At 58.2% G+C, this 16959-nt stretch carries 11 protein-coding genes and 4 tRNA genes; 11 read left to right on the top strand and 4 right to left on the bottom strand.

The window, feature by feature from the left end:
* Positions 1–2: 2 nt before the first annotated feature.
* From GZH47_RS14060 to GZH47_RS14045, 4 genes are all read right to left on the bottom strand, one after another.
* The gene (locus GZH47_RS14060; protein ID WP_162637934.1) at positions 3–218 is read right to left on the bottom strand and encodes a hypothetical protein; all 216 of its coding nucleotides are present in this window, start codon (positions 216–218) and stop codon (positions 3–5) included.
* Positions 219–413: 195 nt separating this feature from the next.
* Positions 414–2252 (bottom strand): UbiD family decarboxylase, encoded by a 1839-nt coding sequence (locus GZH47_RS14055; protein WP_162640652.1) that lies wholly within the window; start codon positions 2250–2252, stop codon positions 414–416.
* Between the two features lie 258 nt (positions 2253–2510).
* Positions 2511–3335, bottom strand: a complete 825-nt coding sequence (locus tag GZH47_RS14050) for a WYL domain-containing protein (protein WP_162640651.1) — start codon at positions 3333–3335, stop codon at positions 2511–2513.
* On the bottom strand, positions 3310–4635 hold the full coding sequence (locus tag GZH47_RS14045; RefSeq protein WP_162640650.1) for a helix-turn-helix transcriptional regulator: 1326 nt from the start codon (positions 4633–4635) through the stop codon (positions 3310–3312). The genes GZH47_RS14050 and GZH47_RS14045 overlap by 26 nt, the downstream gene beginning before the upstream one ends.
* Before the next feature lie 45 nt (positions 4636–4680).
* Between GZH47_RS14045 and GZH47_RS14040 the strand changes: the two genes are divergently transcribed.
* From GZH47_RS14040 to GZH47_RS13990, 11 genes are all read left to right on the top strand, one after another.
* Entirely contained in the window at positions 4681–5007 is a 327-nt protein-coding gene (locus tag GZH47_RS14040; protein WP_162640649.1) for a hypothetical protein, read from the top strand.
* 445 nt (positions 5008–5452) lie between these two features.
* A tRNA-His gene (locus GZH47_RS14035) sits at positions 5453–5524 on the top strand.
* A 198-nt stretch (positions 5525–5722) separates the two neighbouring features.
* Positions 5723–5796 (top strand) — tRNA-Glu (locus GZH47_RS14030).
* A gap of 326 nt (positions 5797–6122) precedes the next feature.
* A tRNA-Glu gene (locus GZH47_RS14025) sits at positions 6123–6196 on the top strand.
* A 326-nt stretch (positions 6197–6522) separates the two neighbouring features.
* Positions 6523–6596: transfer RNA gene (locus GZH47_RS14020), tRNA-Glu, on the top strand.
* A 505-nt stretch (positions 6597–7101) separates the two neighbouring features.
* Positions 7102–7896 carry a nucleotidyltransferase domain-containing protein gene (locus GZH47_RS14015; RefSeq protein WP_192043638.1) on the top strand — a complete coding sequence of 265 codons (795 nt, stop codon included), beginning with the start codon at positions 7102–7104 and terminating at the stop codon, positions 7894–7896.
* Between the two features lie 13 nt (positions 7897–7909).
* Positions 7910–9493 carry a limonene hydroxylase gene (locus tag GZH47_RS14010; protein WP_162640647.1) on the top strand — a complete coding sequence of 528 codons (1584 nt, stop codon included), beginning with the start codon at positions 7910–7912 and terminating at the stop codon, positions 9491–9493.
* Positions 9494–9578: 85 nt separating this feature from the next.
* Positions 9579–10856, top strand: coding sequence for a class I SAM-dependent methyltransferase (locus tag GZH47_RS14005; RefSeq protein WP_162640646.1), 1278 nt, complete (start codon positions 9579–9581; stop codon positions 10854–10856).
* A complete protein-coding gene (locus GZH47_RS14000; protein ID WP_162640645.1) occupies positions 10857–13448 on the top strand; it encodes an AAA family ATPase in 2592 nt (863 codons plus the stop codon).
* Between the two features lie 194 nt (positions 13449–13642).
* Positions 13643–15085 carry an S-layer homology domain-containing protein gene (locus GZH47_RS13995; protein ID WP_162640644.1) on the top strand — a complete coding sequence of 481 codons (1443 nt, stop codon included), beginning with the start codon at positions 13643–13645 and terminating at the stop codon, positions 15083–15085.
* Between the two features lie 423 nt (positions 15086–15508).
* A complete protein-coding gene (locus GZH47_RS13990) occupies positions 15509–16957 on the top strand; it encodes an RtcB family protein (protein WP_162640643.1) in 1449 nt (482 codons plus the stop codon).
* Positions 16958–16959 lie beyond the last annotated feature (2 nt).

The following is a 16959-nucleotide window of genomic DNA, read 5'->3' as shown; positions in this document are numbered from 1 at the left end:
CTCTACGTATGCGTTCCAGCTCCTCGATCGATTGCGGCAGCATGGCAGATACACCCTTTCGTGCGAATGGTCTGGTCCCCGACCGGGATCGGATCAACCGTGCGCTCGCTGACGAATCCGTCGAACAGGCTTTCCTTTTCCGGCGGAGCGCCCTCAGGATTATCGCGCTTGTCCTGCTGCTCGCGCCGGCGGACGGCGCTTCGTTCGAATGCGTTCATCACCGTCAACCCGCTGGTCGTTTGTACATCTACTTACCCGGTTTCCCGCTGTCCTCAAACCTATAGCCTCGGGAGTCGATGATCAGTCGGTTTGGCTGTTCGCTGGACGGCTTGTTGCCGCGCGATCCAACTCGGTCATTGGTTCTGTGCAATCCTGGACGCGGACGTCCGACTACCCGCTTGGCGGCGTGCCTCCTATCTCAGCCGCACGCCGTTCAGACTGCCTTCGGGGGCGAACAGCCGTCCGATGCGCTGCTCGACTTCGGGGTCCGGAAGCAGCGGCGGCGCCTGATGGGGCTTGACGCGGGCGTCGATGATGACGTTGTCGCAGCCCCAGTGCTTGAAGTCGAAGCGGCTGTTAACGCCGTATATGTCGTGCGACGGATTGCTCCGCGTGAAGGTCGCCCAGAGGAAGTTGTTCTGCTTCTCGCTCAAGAAGCGGCTGTCGTCGCAGAGCACGATCAGCGGGCAGCCGTCCAGCTGTCCCTTCGCGCTAATCGCTTCGCAAAGCGCATCAAGCTCTTGCCGCGCTGAATCGTAGCTCTCGAACGCGCCGCCTTGCAGAGCGACGACGCCTGGCATGACCAGGCCGGCATGCGCGATGCCTGGCAGATTACGCAGACCTTCCGGGACCTCGCGGCACAGCTCGCGGACGGGCTCGCCGACCGCGGCGAAGACCACTTTGCTTCCGGTATTGAGGCCGGTGCCCGAATAATCGAGCGTATCGATCGTCGTATTCGTCTGGAAATGCAGATCCCGCCCCAAATCGATCCGGGCCAAAATATGCGTCAGGAAGCCTTCGACATCATGCGTGTCGAGCTTCTCCTTGTCCTCCGCCGCGATGAACAGGTACTTGGCCAGGCTCAACTGCCCCGTGCCTAGTATCCGGTTGGCGAGGGTAAGCAGCTCGGCCGGCTGCTTCACTTGTTGATATGGCGCATAGCGCTCGCTGCCGATCGCGAAGAGCAGGGGGTGGACGCCTGCGGCATCGACCGCATGGACTTCCTTGACGCCGGGAATCTCCTGTTTGATGGCATCGCCCGTCAGCTCGTGGATGAGCGCGCCGAACGCGGTGTCCTCCTGCGGCGGCCGTCCGACGACGGTGAACGGAAAGATGGCGCCTGGACGTGCATACACCTTATGCACCCGCATGACCGGGAATTCATGCGTCAGGCTGTAGTAGCCCAAGTGATCGCCGAACGGTCCTTCGGGCTTCGTCTCTCCGGGATGGAGCTCGCCCGTGATGACGAAATCGGCGTCGTTGCTGACGCAGAAGCCGTCGATGTAGCTGTAGCGGAAACGCCGCCCCGCCAATAGGCCCGCGAACGTCAGCTCGCTCATGCCCTCCGGCAGCGGCATGACGGCCGACAGCGTATGTGCCGGGGGTCCGCCGATGAAGCAGCTGACCTTGAGCGGCTCGCCGCGGCGGTTCGCTTTATCCTGATGAATGCCGATACCGCGGTGGATTTGGAAATGCACGCCGACTTCCTTGTCGGTCTCGTACGCATTGCCGTTCAGCTGAATGCGATACATGCCGAGGTTCGAATTCATGATGCCCGGCTTGTCCGGATCCTCCGAGTATACCTGGGGCAGCGTGACGAAGGCGCCGCCGTCTCCTTGCCAATGCTTGATCAGCGGCAGGTCGGAGATGCTGATTTCGTGAAGCGCCACGGGAGCGCCGCCGGATTTCTTCACAGGCAGCGCGTTCTTGGCGGCCATGCCCGCACCGACATGCTTGAACGGGTTCTTGAGCGCTTGCATGGGATCATTGCGAAGCGCGATGACGTTCTGGACGGCTTCCCACGTGTCGCGGAAGATGAACTTGCTGCGCTCGACCGTGCCGAACAGGTTGGAAACCGCACGAAATTTCGATCCTTTGACATGCTCGAACAGCAGGGCAGGGCCGCCTGCCTCGAATACTTTCATATGTATGGCCGCCATTTCCAAATGGGGATCCACTTCTTCGCGGATGCGGACCAGGTGGCCGTGTCTCTCTAGATCGTCTACGCATTCTTCTAAGCTACGATAAACCATATACGACTCCTATCTGATAGCCGGCTGGGCAGGCTGTTGTTTTGGGATGAATGACATACTCCATCCATTATAACCGCATCCGGAAGAATAAACAGAATTCGCCCGGCCGATCCGGAATAGCAGAAAAGGCCTTACGGACACCGACCGCAGGGCCTTTTCGAAGTTTTGCGCGATACCAAGTCCGTTCACGGGGATTCATCCAAGAAAATCCGTTTACAGACGGCATCCGGAATGGAAGGGGATCCGATTCTCTGAGGATCAGGCTTCCGCATCCCGCAGCTGCGGCTCGATCCCGTAACGGCCGAGCGCTTTGGCAGCCGTTTCGCTCATGCGGCGCTTCAGCACCTCGCCTTGGACGACTTTGACGCGCAGGCCGAGGAACCGGATCTTCGAGAGGAGAAACTCGCTTTCGTCGGCGAGGTAGGAAACCCGGATCCGGTACAGAGCGGCCTCTTCGTCGTAATCGACGGACTTGTCGAAGCAGGAGAACGCGTAGAGGATCCGCGAAAGCTCGGCGTTGTAGGTCGGCATCACCTGAATCACGGCATGTTCCGTGCGCTGATCCAGCAGCAGGGCGACCCGCGCCTTCATGGAATCGGCTTTCCCGTCAGGCAGCTCCATGGCCTCGATGGTTACGATATTCTTAAGCTTGGTCGACATGAGCGAGCGGGAGCGGGTGCTGCACCAGAGCAGATACCATTCGCGTTTGAACATGTTGTATTCCAATTTGACGGGGAACCCCGTTTGGTTCGCTTTGACGCCGCCGTGCTTGACCTTGAAGGAAAGCCGAATGCCGCCGTTCTGCATGATGATGCGGCGGATTACCCGCAGCAGGGGATGATACACTTGCCGCTCCTGGCTTTTGGCCTTCTCCATGATGATGTCGAGAATGTCGGTGGAAGCTTCGTCCTGCAGCAGCCCGCGCAGCTTATGGAGCGTTTCTTCCGTGAAGGCATCGGCCGACGCTTCGTGCGCGAGCATCGTTTTGAGCCATGTCCGCTCCTGGGAGGTCAATGCGAAAGAGCCCGATTCGTCGAGACGGGAGATGATCTGGTAGTTAAAAATTTTCTCGAACAGGTTCATAGTAGCCCTGCAGCTCCTTCCACTCCGCGATGAATTCCTTGCGCAGCCATGCAGGCTCGAGCACCTCGCAGCTGGACCCGAAGCTTCGCAGCCACGGTTTGATTTCATAGATCCCGTTGACCGTGATCTCGTAGAGGAACGTTGCATCCGTTTCTTCGGCGATCGTCCCCCACTGCCCTTGAAGCTCCACCCGTTCGCGAACGAAATTCGCGTTGGACCCTTCGGGATTGTAGAAACGCGCCACGACCTTCACGGTACGCAGGGTATCCGTCACCCAGCTGTATTTCATCTGCTCCTGCACGGCCGCAAGCCGCCGTGCAAACTCTTCTTCCGCGACGGCTTCGCCTTCCTCGATCTGCGTCAGCCCTTCCATCCGAAACTTCATGATGCCCTGCCGGCCATGGTATGCGATCAGATACCAGCGTCCGTATTGGTGGTCGTACACGACCCGCAGCGGCAGCGCCGTTTCCGACAGTCCGTTCGTTTCCCGCTCGAAGAGCGGATTCGTGTTCTGCGACGCGTAGTTCTTCCCTTTCTTCGGAGAAAGGTAGAGGAAGCTCAGCTTCTTCCGCTGCTGGATCGCCCTGAAAATCGGATATAAATGCGCTTCGTCCAGAATGCGCGAATGGTAATGGTATTTGTAACGCCGGGTTTCCGAGGCATCCGGGTCAAAGCCGCGCCTGCGCAGCGCCTTCTTGAGCGTATCGCGCAGCAGATAGCCTTGAACGGAAGGTACCTGCGTATTGGCGATGACGTCGACGTAATCGAAGAGGTCCATCAGCTCTTCGTCGTTCAGCTGATCAACGAGGTCGTTCGCCGCCCGATACCGGTACGGCCTGCCGCCGCCGACGCGCAGAATGACGCCGACTTCCTCTAAATACTTCAGGTCGCCCCGAACGGTCTTCTCGTCGGGCAGCGGCCCGTCGGCCGGCATCTGCTCGCTGCAGATGTCCTGCAGTTCCTTGGCCGTCAGCTCTCGCGCCTGCAGCGCGGTCAGCAGCAGCGTTAGCCGGATGCTCTCCGTTTCTTTGAGCGATTTGGCCCGGAACAGGAAGAGGAGCAGCGGATCGGCGGATTCGTAATAATTGTAGCGGAGGCCGTCGGCCAGCTCGCTGCCCTGGTCGAGCGGGAGGCCTTGCTGGAGCACGCCGAGCATGTCTTTCAGATTGCGCAGCGTTTTATCGTAGGTATGTACGGAAATGCCCAGCCGGTCTGCGAACTGCTGCCTGCTGTACGCGCCGCCGGCCAATGCCAGCATGCGAAGGAACTGAATTTCTTTGTCGAAGCTTTCCCGTGCCACCTGCGTTCCCCCTCGAATCTCAACCGAACTTGCGTATGGATTCCATTGTATCAAGCAAAGACGGGTGAAGAAAATGGAAATATTTTTGCGGGTCGCCATACTTCCGCCCTGTTCGCCGGAGGCGCAATCGGTGAAAATCAGGTTACGAAGACCAAGCGCGATGTTGAAATTCCAAAATCCAGTGAAACGAGGTGCGGGAGCATGTTCCATTTAGAACCCATCGGCATGAATGAGAAGATTGAGATAAGCGAACGTCCGATTCATCGTCCGTGGCAGGAAGAACAGCGCTCCCGCCGCCTGGATCATACTCGCATTCTTTACGAACGCAGACGCCGTATCCACGCGGACGCCGGGCCGTATTCAACGGCTTGAACGCCGCGCATGGGGACTTCAAGAAGCGTGAACGTAAAGACTGCTTGCTGCCGAGCGGTCTTTTTCTATGGGTGAATTGCCGTAGGGAAAGCCCATGACGCACAGGGGGTCTTTTTTATTTCCCGAAAATACCCCCGCCGAAGTACATAACCGCAAGACTAGAAGAAGCGCAAGACCGGAAGCACATAACAGCAAGACCAGAAGAAGCGCAAGATCAGTGTGGCTGACGCGTTCAGCCGGACGAAAGCGAGGTGAGCAGCATGGCGAGAAGCTCGATGAGCAGCATGATGGAAAACAAGCTGGAAAGTGAAATGGACAGCATGGTGATCCGGCCGCGAAGCCGTCCGAATTAGAGGGTCACGGGGCGGCATCCGCATCCCGAGATGCCCGAAAGGCATCGCATACGGGCTGCCTTCGCCATTGGAGCGAGGGCATTCCCATCATGGAGATCATGGCGAAAAGGCAAACGCGGCGGTCTGTGAATCCGCAAGTACCAGTTCGAGTCTGGTTGGTCTCCCTTCAAATTTCGGTTTCAAATGCCGATCGAGCGCCTGTTGCGCCACCGCTTCAGCCCGTCAGATTCGATGAGCGTTCCCGTGGTGTTCCACCAAAGTCGCTCTCATTCGAACAGCCGGCGCTTTCGCTCGTAGCAAGGACTGCGCGAGAGCGTGCCAAGGGCCGTCGCAGCAAAACCTTCGCTTGCATGATAACCCGCGGCGTGGTGGTGAAATGGTTGAACACACAGGCCTTTCAAGCCTGGATATGCGGGTTCGAATCCCGTCCACGTCATAGTGCACTGTCATGCAAGCCGGTTCTGGCCCTCATGTCGGAATCGGCTTGTTTGTGTGCTGTGGAGACACCGATGAACGGACCCGCCCACAGCTAACGAACCGTATAGCGCTTATTGGCTCGAAAATCGGGGCTCGTAGGATCTAACGAACTCCAGTGTCCTTATGGCGGGGGAAATCCGCGAAAATGGGCCGAAAATCGGTTTTTGCTTGAATTAGCGCTTGTAGGATTCGTTAGAAATTCAAAACGGCATTTTTTGCCCAAATAGGGTTCATACGATTCGTTAGGTGCACGGCACACCAGCATCAGTAACCTGATTTTATTGCGGCGTGGTGGTGAAATGGTTGAACGCACAGGCCTTTCAAGCCTGGATATGCGGGTTCGAATCCCGTCCACGTCATAGTGCACTGTCATGCAAGCCGGTTCTGGCCCTCATGTCGGAATCGGCTTGTTTGTGTGCTGTGGAGACACCGATGAACGGACCCGCCCACAGCTAACGAACCGTATAGCGCTTATTGGCTCGAAAATCGGGGCTCGAAGGATCTAACGAACTCCAGCGTCGTTATGGCGGGGGAAATCCGCGAAAATGGGCCGGAAATCGGTTTTTGCTTGAATTAGCGCTTGTAGGATTCGTTAGAAATTCAAAACGGCATTTTTTGCCCAAATAAGGTTCATACGATTCGTTAGGTGCACGGCACACCAGCATCAGTAACCCGATTTTATTGCGGCGTGGTGGTGAAATGGTTGAACACACAGGCCTTTCAAGCCTGGATATGCGGGTTCGAATCCCGTCCGCGTCATATCGCACTGTCTTGCAAGCCGGTTCTGACCCTCGTGTCGCAATTGCCGCCGGCAAATTGTGTTTGAAACGGACTCCTCCTCATGTTTCTCTCGATTATTTCATCGTCGTTATACTTTCGCCATGTTCGGGGAGCCGCGTCTAAGCGAAGATAAGGTTATCAAGCGGACGTCGTGCCGATCGTGATGAACGATGAGGCGTAGGAAGGGTTCATTCGACTATGGACGCCGAAGCGTAAGCATGAGGAACGTCCATGGGCGGGTTCCGCCGCCCATGGCTCCGTTCACGGCATTTTATATGAGGAAAAACATCGTCGTTATACTTCCGCCATGTTCAATTTGCCTGCCGCAAGCGATGATGAAAGCACGAAGCGCGTCCCGAGGGCGGCAAAAGGCAAAGGGCAAAGGGATTTTGCAGCTGAATTGGTTTGCGGCGATCAGAGCCGATCAGTGCCGAACGGATTCGCACCGACAGGTTTACATAGAAGAAAAGCGAGCGTGAGAGCCATGAGAGAAGCCATCATCGACGAATTGAGCCGGTTGGAACGAGATGAGAACATCCGCATCCTGTATGCCTGCGAGTCGGGCAGCCGGGCGTGGGGATTCCCGTCCCGGGACAGCGATTACGATGTGCGATTCATCTATATTCGGCAGCCGGAATGGTACCTGTCGATTTTCGATAAACGGGACGTCATCGAGCGTCCGATCAGCGACCAGCTGGACATCAGCGGCTGGGATCTGCGCAAAACGCTGAACCTGTACCGCAAGTCGAACCCGCCGCTGCTGGAGTGGCTGCAATCGCCGATTCAATACGCGGAGAGCCTCTCCGCCGCGGAGCAGCTGCGAGCCATGTCGCCGCTCATGTTCTCTCCGAAATCATGCATGTACCACTACCTGAACATGGCTCGCGGCAACTACCGGATGTATCTGCAGGGCGAGCGGGTGCGGATTAAGAAGTATTTTTACGTGCTGCGTCCCGTTCTGGCCTGCCTATGGATCGAGCGTTACGGCGCGATGCCGCCGATGGCGTTCGATACGCTCCTCGAGCAGTTAATTCCGCAGGACACCGAGCTGTGGCGGGTGATCCAAGAACTGCTGGTCAGGAAGAAATCGGGCGAAGAGCTCGACTACGAGCCGCAGCTGAAGCCGATCAACGACTATCTGGAAGAGCGGCTGCACGAGCTGGAAATGCGCGCGGCCTTACAGCCTGCGGCAGATGCGAAGCTGGACGACAGGCTGGACGCGATGTTCCGGGAGACGCTGCGGGAAGCTTGGAAGCAAACCAACGACGAATACGAATAAAGGGTGATCCTAGATGATTTCATTGTTCAAGAAAGAAGAGCTGTATCCGTGGGCGGGAAAGCCGTCCATCTACGCCTCGATCCAAGAACAGCTTGACCGGCATGGCCGAATCGTGGACGACAAGCTGCCGGATGATGAAGCGTACTGGGCGGACCAGCCGTTCCGCTGGGTCGCCGGCGGCTTGGACGGCGCGTTCGGCCGTCATGCAGGCGGCGAACGGCAGGAGGCAAGCGTACACGAACTCGCGAAGCTGCTTGCCAAGCTCAGCAGGAAGCCGGGCATGAGAACGAGGCGCGCCGTCTATGTAAAGCTCATGGAAGAAGATATCCTCGGCATGATCGATCCGCTGCTGGATGCGCTGCGGGGGTTTCCCGGCATCCGGCTGGAGCAGCTTTACCAAGAGGCGACGTGGCTCGCGGAGCACGGTGCCCACCGGAATGTCGTGAAGTTCGGCATCGCGCTGCTCGGCCGATTCGAAACCGAGCTTCATCGCGACCTGATCCTGACGCTGGGCAAGCATGAGGAGTTTACGCTGTACGCGTCGGTGGCCGTTCAGAACAGCTTGGCGAACGTCAATCAGGAGCTGTTCGAGCTTGCGCAGTTCGTCCATGGCTGGGGCAAAATCCAGCTGGTGGAACGCCTGGAGCCGGCAACGCCGGAAATCAAAGCCTGGCTGCTGCGGCACGGATGCCGCAACAGCATCATGAACGAATACCTCGCTTACGCCTGCGCGGTGAACGGCGAGCTCCATCTCGCGCTGGCAGGCGATGCCGTGGATGAGGCGCTATACGAGGGAGCGGGAGAGATTCTGTCCGCGCTCCTTAGAGGAGGTCCGGCGGAGGACATTGACGATTATGCCCATGCGCCCGAGGTGCTCGGCCACTTCCTGCGGCTTTCGCGGGACAGAGGAGCGAGCGTGGCGCATCTCGCGGACATGATGGAGATTTACGAGTTTCTGAACGCGGGGGACGACGAGCGCTGGGCGGCTCGTTATGCAGGAGCATGGACGGAGGCCGAGCGCATTCGGTTGCTCGAGCTCAGCAAGCCTCTTGTCTTCCGGGCAGATTGGCCGGATAAAGTCTGGGCTGCGCTCGTTTCCGGCAGCCGGGCGGAGCAGTATACGGCTATCCGCGCCGCCCGCGCGCTCGGCCTGGACGTTTGGCCGGAACTGTATCGCCAACTGCAGGCGGCCCCGGCGGATCAATCGCTGTACTACGAGCTGATGCGCACGGATGACCGTTCCCGCGTGGAAGAATTGGTTCGTTTCGCGGAGCGGGCGCTGCCTCTTGCGGATATTGCCGTCGGCCCGGCCGATCAAATGGGCCTGGGCCCGGAGTTCGCCGTGCACGGCGCGCTCGACAGCATCGTCCAAGACTTGGATGCGCATCCCGGCGTCGGCAAGACGCTGATCGCGTCCGCGCTGCAAAGCCCGGTCATCCGCAATCGCAGCATGGCGCTGAAGGCGCTCGAAGCTTGGCCGCTTGATGCATGGGACGACAGTGTCATCGCGGGAATGAAGTCGCTTGCCAAGGTGGAGCCCGATGATCGGCTGAGAGATCGGATCCGGGAGATTTTGCAGGAGCGCGGGCTGCTGTAGAGACAGGTTGCAGAAGCGTCCTGCAGCGCAGACTCGTTTGACCTAAGCGCAGCCGGACAGTTTGATTCACGAAAGGAAGATTCCAATGGCTATCGTGCAAGTAAGATCCGCCAATCCGCATTTTACGTTTCTCATCAAGAAGAATCCGGGCACCGGCATGCAGCTGCGCCCGATTCGCAAAGGGATGGCATACGGCTGGTACTCCGACGAGACGGCCACGGCCTTCAACGTGTATTTCAAGGATGCAGCCAACGACATTTCCTACAAGCGGCATGAGGATGAGAGCTTCGAATATTTGAACGTCTCCCGCTATAATACGCCGCTTTTTCCGCTTAATGCCATTAACGATTTCTTCTCCGCGCCGTTCAAGGCCCGGGATGACAGAGATACAGGGGGCTTCGAACACAGCTTCTTCATCAATCTTATCCATGTGGACCGAGTGCGCTACATTGCGTTCTTCGAGAAGCATATGAGAGAATGCGCGTTTACGCTGGAGCATCGTGCGCATAAGAGCTACTCGCTGACGATTACCACGCAGAAGAGCCTCTACCATCTGCTGCATGTCGTCAGCGTGCTCTGCCTGTTCCTGTCGCTGTTCGGCGACGAGTACATCGACATTTCGGACGCCATTCTGGACAAATATATCCGCAGCCTGAACGTCATCGACGCGCCTTTCTATATTCGCAGCCTGTTCGCCCGCAACTTCCTGTCGACGCGGGAGCGGTTCAAGAAGTACAAAGCCGACATCGAGCGGACGGACCGTTATGCCATCGCGCTTCAATACGGAGGAACCGCGCTGCAGCGACGGAATCATATCGCGGGCGTGCTGCCGTTCGACAAGTCTATCCTGGACATCGGCTGCGGCGAGGGATTCTATGCGCTTCCTTTTGCGGGCAAGATCGACAGCAGCAGCTATTACGCGGTCGACTTGAACGAGGAAGTGCTCGAAACCGTGAGACGCAAGGCGGAAGCGCGGGACATCGGCAACATCGCGACGTTCTTGTCCGCGGAGCAGTTCCTGGAGTCGTACAACGGCGAGCGGGTGGACGTGATCTTGACGGAGGTTATCGAGCATATGCCGGAGCAGGAGGCCGCGGCGCTCATTCGGCGGATTTGCGATACGGTCGACTTCGACCGCATGATCGTCACGACGCCGAACGCGGATTTCAACCGGTACTACGAGCTGGATGATTTCCGGCACGACGATCACAAGTGGGAAATGGGAGAAGAAGCGTTCCGCAGCTGGTTCGCAGAGACGGTTCGCGAGGTGCCCGCAAGCGTGGAATTTATCGCAATCGGCGACAGCGTGAACGGCACCTACACGACGCAGGGCGTTATCGTCCGGGGGAAGGAGGCGACATAGATGACGGTTCACATGCAAACCCGGCTGCATACGATCTTCCTGCTCGTCGGCGCTACGGAATGCGGCAAAACGACGTTTGCCAAGGAAGTGCTTCTGCCGCAGCTGAAGCTGGAGGATGCCTCCAGAGGCTTGCGTACGAACGTGCAGCTGTTGTCTTCGGACGACATGCGCCAGGAGCTGCTGGGCTATGGGTACGACAAGTACGACCAAGTCATGATGGAGGCGAGCTCGCACGCGTTCCAGTTATTGTTCGAGCGGTTGAAGCTTGTCACCTCGTTCCCGGTCAATGCCGAGTTCGTCGTGGTGGATACGACGGGACTGGCGGAGGATTTTCGCGGCAAAGTACGCGATATCGCGCAGGAGAACAACTACAACCTGGAGGTCATCCTGTTCGATTACCGGAAGCGGGACGACTACTACGTATCGGAACGCTCGAAGAAAATCATCTCGAATCACTTGAACCGGCTTCGCCAGGACGTGCTGCCCGTGCTTTCCCGGGAAGGCTACGGCCGCATCCACAAGATTCGCGCAAAGGATTTCTACGATCCTGCCGAGGGGCGGGCGAATGCGGATTACCGCGTCACGATCGAGGACTGGGAGGATTACCGCGCAGCGGTGCTTCCGCAGGAAGGCGGCTATATCGTCGTCGGCGACACGCATGAGTGCGTGGAGGAACTGCAAGGATTGCTGCGCGATCACGGGTATGGACTGGAAGACGGCAAGTTGATCGCGACCGATAACGTGCGTGGCGCGCGCGTCATTCTGGCCGGCGACTGGATCGATAAAGGCAAGCGAACCCGGGAAATGATTACGTTCCTTCACGATAACCGCGAGCATTTCCTGTTCGTGATGGGCAACCATGAGAATTTCGTCTACAAGTACATGCAGGGCGAGATTCAGGGTGCCGACCCTGAACTGCTGCGGACGTACTTCGACTCCGTGCAGATGCTGGCGGAAGACGAAGCCTTGTTTGCCAAATTCACCGTGCTGGCGGAGTCGGCGCAGCCGTTCTACCGGTTCGCGGGCATTCACGGCCCGTCATTCTACGTCACGCATGCACCGTGCCGGAACAAATACATCGGCAAGCTGGACGCGAACGCCGTCCGTCACCAGCGGAATTTCCGCCTTGACCGCGAGGCTTCCGTCCAGCCGCAGCTGGAATTTCTCCGTCAGGAAGCGGTAGGCAATCATCCGTACCATCTGTTCGGGCATATCGCGGCCAAGCAAGCCTTTCGCATCAAGAACAAGATCCACCTCGACACGGGCTGCGTCCACGGCAATGCGCTGACCGCCGTCCGCATGGGCGCGAAACCGTTCTTCCGCAGCCGCAAGTCGCAGAATACGACCGTGCAGGAGGAGCTGCCCGTACTGTTCCGGGAAGAGAAGAACGTATCGCTGCTGGAGCTCGATGACGACGCATCCCGCAGATTGCGCTACTGCTCGCGCAACCGGGTGAACTTCATCTCCGGGACCATGTCTCCGGCTGATAAAGACGAGGTTGCAGGCGAGTTGGAGTCGCTGCGGAAAGGCCTTCGTTATTTCGCCGAACGCGGCATCGAAAGGGTCGTGCTGCAGCCGAAGTACATGGGATCCCGGTGCAATCTGTACCTGTATCGCGATGTGGAGCAGTGCTACGCCGTCAGCCGGAACGGGTACAAAATCCAATCCGTCGACATGACCCCCGTCTACGAGCGGCTGCTGCTGCGGTTCGGCCCGTACATGGCGGAGCAGGGCGTTGACGTGCTGCTGCTGGACGGCGAGCTGCTGCCTTGGAAAGCGCTGGGCGAAGGACTTATCGAACGGCAATTCCGGCCTATCGATCAGGCGCTTGCGACCGAGCTCGATTTCCTGCGGCAGAACGGCTTCGAGGATGCGCTCGGCTCGCTCATGGGGCAATTCGAGGCCAGCGGCTTCGAGAAGGACCAGCACACGATGAAGAAAGAGGCGCTCAGCGAGCATTACGGGCCGCATGCGTACCAGAACTTTAAATACCTGCGCGACATTCGAGACGCATACGTGCCGCTGGAGCAGCACGAAGAGGCCTATCGCGTGTACAGCCGGCAGCTCGATCTCTATGGCGGGGATGCGGAGCTCGACTACAAACCGTTCGCGATTTTGAAAGAAGTGCTGGAGAGCGGCGAGGAGCGATTCCCGGAAGGCAAGACGTCGGAGACGTACCGGTTTCTGTCGGATGACGAGTTTATCTCGCTCGATCCGGAGGCGGCAGACGCTTATGAGCAAGCGGAGCGTTTCTTCGCCAAGCTGACCGTGGAGAATGGGATGGAAGGCATCGTCATCAAGCCGGAACAGGAGCAGCCGGGCACCGTGCCTTATCTGAAAGTCCGCAACCCGGGCTACCTGTCGATCGTATATGGATACGACTATAGGTTCCCGAACAAATACGGCAAGCTGCTGAAGCAGAAGAGCATCGCGGCCAAGCTGCGGACTTCCGCGAACGAGCACCGGCTGGGCAAAGCGATGCTCGCGGTCAAGCTCGGCGACATTGCGCCTGATCACGCAGGCTACAAGCAAGCCGCAGCGAACCTGCTGTTCGAGACGGCCAAGGAGAGAGAAATCGATCCGCGGCTGTAACCGAAGCTGAAGCCAAAGCCAAAGCTGTAACCGAAGCTGAGGCTGAAGCTTTAGCCAAAGCCAGGGCCAAGGCCCTTGCTTGATACTGTTTGGACGACGGCCGTTTCTCTATCCGGTCAAACGACAGCCGCTTCCTGCCGATATAACGGGAAGATGACCATTCCTGTTAGGGACGAGAAGGAGAGACCCGCCTAATGAACGCTGCAATGCCAACCAAGAAGAAACGCTCAGCCAAGGCGCTGCTCATGACTGCTTCGCTGAGCCTTCTGCTCACGAACGCGCTGTTCCTGGCGCCTTTATCCGCAACGGCCGCTGCGCATTCCTATGAACCGAGCGCGTGGGCGAAAGAGGATGTCAACCGCGCCTATGCATTCGATCTGATCCCGGATGAGCTGTTCTCCGATTATCAGACCGCGATAACGCGAGCCGAGCTGAGCGCCGTCATCGTTCGTTTGTACGAGCGAATGACGGGCAAAGCCGTGCCGGCGCCGACGGCGAAGCCTTTCCGGGACACCGACGACGTCGACGTGCGCAAGGCGTATGCGCTGGGGCTCGTCGGGGGGACGGGGGAGGGCGTATTCACGCCGAATGCGCCGGTTACGCGCGAGCAGCTGGCAGTGATGCTCTACAACGCGATCGCGAAGGCAGGGTTTGCGGACAAACTGCAGGGCCACGCTGCTGTTTCGTTCATGGATGCAAGCTCGATCGCCAGCTGGGCGAAGGAAGCAGCCGGGCAGCTGTCCGCGGCAGGCATCCTGCAAGGCGCGAAGATGAAGGAGGGGCTGCTCTTTCAGCCGAAAGCGAATGCGTCGCGGGAGCAGATTTTCTCGCTAGCCTACCGCATAGCGTCGGGATACGGCCCCTTGTACATCGGCAGCGAAACGGACCTGCTGGAAGCTGCCCTGCATAATGGCCAGGAGCTGATTTTCAAGGATGACCGATCCAAAAGGATCTATGAGGAGGCAGCGCGCGTGAATGCTTCGATTCTCAAGCCGGGCATGACCGACTTCGAGAAAGAGCTGGCCATTCACGATTATCTCGTTCTGCATATTGCCTACGATTACGACAATTATCTGAAAGATACGGTTCCGGCGGATTCTTACAGCGCGTATGGTTCGTTGTTTCTCGGCACCGCAGTCTGCCAGGGGTACGCGTACGCGGCGCATATTATGCTGGAGCTGGCCGGAATCGACTCGCAAATCGTGACCGGTACGGCCAATGGCGTCGGCCATGCTTGGAACAAGGTCAAGATCGACGGCGACTATTACAATTTGGACGTGACGTGGGACGATCCGGTGCCGGACGAGAAAGGCCGCCTCATGTACAGCTATTTCAACGTGACGGATGCCGCTCTGGGCAAGGATCATAAGTGGATCGTTACGGATTGGCCGGCAGCGACTGCCGTGAAGTACGACTACTTCGAATACAAAGGCTGGGCGATGCACAGCGCCGACGAATTGAAGGCGTTTATCGGGAATGCGATCGCTTCGCGGACGAAGGAAGTCAGCTTCAAGGCGGTTTATGCCGGGGATGAGATTGCGGATCTGAAAGCGGCCATTGCGGCAAGCAATGGATTGGCCGGCTATTCGTATTACTACTCGGGACGGGCGTACAAGATTACGTTTCGTTATCGCTAGACGTGATGCGGGAAGCGCGGACTATCGTTTACGATAAAAATAATTAATTGCCTCAATCACTTTTTTCTATTTTTCGATTGACAATCATTCCCTTGGCTCGTATGATTAACACCATCATAACCAGAAAGGAGGTCGACCGACATGACCGGAATGCTTCAACGTCGCTACGCCGCACTGCCGCAACCGAATATTCCGTTCATTGTCCATCGGCCTCTACGGGCCCAAGCAATCGATTAATAAGGATCTCGTCCGTTCCGGCGCGGCTGCGTCGTTCGGGAAGGGAACCCTTCATTTCTTGTTGCGCGAAGACCGTAAGCGATGACGCTTGCGGTCTTTTTGCGTTTTCATTCATTCGCTGCCGTCCGGGAAGGAGGCAGCCTGAATCATATTAATCTTTTAACACGAGAGGAATTAAAGGACTTTATGCAATCAAACAACCCTTACTTTACGCAACCAACAAACCCTTATTATCGGCGAATCGATCTGCCTGCCGGCGATTTGCACGTCTTCGCCCACGACGAATTATTTCATGCCATGGGGAACAAAGTTCTCGAGATGGCGAACAACAATTTGCAAATTCCCCATATCCGCTATATGAGCTATACGCCGGACGCGCATGTCGGGGTCGGCACCTGCATCGGCACGACGGCCGTCTGGGGAGCGGAGGACGGATTCGTCTCGCCTTCCATCGTCGGCAGCGATATCGGCTGCGGCATGCGGGTCCATCTGACGAACCTGCAGGCAAGCGAATTGCAGGACGTGAAGCTGCGCCGCAAGCTGGTGAAGGCGATCGAGAAACGCATTCCGGTGGAAAATCACGCGCGTGGCTACTTCTCCGATATCCGGCTGGAGGATGTGCTGCGCAAAGGGCTGCACGGTCTCCCCGGCAAATACGTGCCGGATGCCTATACGCCGAGAAAAGCGACATCGCTCACGCATGTCGAGAGCAGCCGCTTCCACTTTGACGAAGAAGCGCTGAACCGCATTCCGGAGCCGGTGTGGCATCGGTCGCACCGCCAGCTCGGAACGCTGGGCGGCGGCAATCACTTCATCGAAATCCAGGCGATCAGCCTCAACGAAGAGAACCGGCCTATCGCGGAGAGCTGGGGGCTGCGGGACGGCCAAGTGGCGATCATGATCCACTCCGGCTCCCGTGCATGGGGCGGAGCGGTCAATCAATACAGCGGCTCCGAGGTCGTCAAGACGATGCATCGGCTCGGGCTTGGCACGAGCGATCCGAAGCTCGTGTTCGCGCCGCTCGGCAGCGAAGCCGGGCAGACGTACGCCAATCTGATGTACTCCGCGCTGAACTTCGCCGTGGCGAATCGCCATCTGATGGCCTTCGCTGTCCGCGATGCGTTCAAAGAGACGTTCGGCGCCCAGGCGGAGACGCGCACGCTGTACGATCTGATGCACAATTACGCGTGCGAGGAAGAACACGATGGCGAGGCGCTCTTCGTGCATCGCAAAGGCACGACGCGCGCTCTGCCGGCCGGCCATGCCGACAATCCCGAGCCGTACCGGGAAACGGGCCATCCCGCGCTTATCCCGGGCTCCATGGGCACATCCTCGTACTTGATGGTCGGCGCGCAGGACGGCGGCCGGAACTATCACTCCATCTGCCACGGAGCAGGCCGGGTTCGTTCGCGGAACGCGACGAAGCAGCTGGTCACGGTGGATGAGTTCGCCGCTTCCATGCGCATCGGCCGGGAAGACGAGATCGTCGTCAATCACCGCGGGCTGGAAGCCATCCTCGACGAATCGCCGCAAGCGTACAAAGACGTCGACCGCATCATCGACAGCGTCGTGAACGCAAGACTGGCCGACGTTGTCGCCAAGTGCCGCCCTCTAGCGGTTGTGAAAGGAGTGTGAGC

The organism is Paenibacillus rhizovicinus, assembly GCF_010365285.1.
Classification (GTDB): domain Bacteria; phylum Bacillota; class Bacilli; order Paenibacillales; family Paenibacillaceae; genus Paenibacillus_Z; species Paenibacillus_Z rhizovicinus.
Note: the sequence above shows the minus strand (reverse complement) of the source record. Positions and strands in the feature narration are given on the sequence as shown.

Coding starts and splice junctions, on each gene's coding strand:
- GZH47_RS14060 (WP_162637934.1), bottom strand. CDS start 218: ATGAACGCATTCGAACGAAGCGCCGTCCGCCGGCGCGAGCAGCAGGAC.
- GZH47_RS14055 (WP_162640652.1), bottom strand. CDS start 2,252: ATGGTTTATCGTAGCTTAGAAGAATGCGTAGACGATCTAGAGAGACAC.
- GZH47_RS14050 (WP_162640651.1), bottom strand. CDS start 3,335: ATGAACCTGTTCGAGAAAATTTTTAACTACCAGATCATCTCCCGTCTC.
- GZH47_RS14015 (WP_192043638.1), top strand. CDS start 7,102: ATGAGAGAAGCCATCATCGACGAATTGAGCCGGTTGGAACGAGATGAG.
- GZH47_RS14010 (WP_162640647.1), top strand. CDS start 7,910: ATGATTTCATTGTTCAAGAAAGAAGAGCTGTATCCGTGGGCGGGAAAG.
- GZH47_RS14005 (WP_162640646.1), top strand. CDS start 9,579: ATGGCTATCGTGCAAGTAAGATCCGCCAATCCGCATTTTACGTTTCTC.
- GZH47_RS14000 (WP_162640645.1), top strand. CDS start 10,857: ATGACGGTTCACATGCAAACCCGGCTGCATACGATCTTCCTGCTCGTC.
- GZH47_RS13995 (WP_162640644.1), top strand. CDS start 13,643: ATGAACGCTGCAATGCCAACCAAGAAGAAACGCTCAGCCAAGGCGCTG.
- GZH47_RS13990 (WP_162640643.1), top strand. CDS start 15,509: ATGCAATCAAACAACCCTTACTTTACGCAACCAACAAACCCTTATTAT.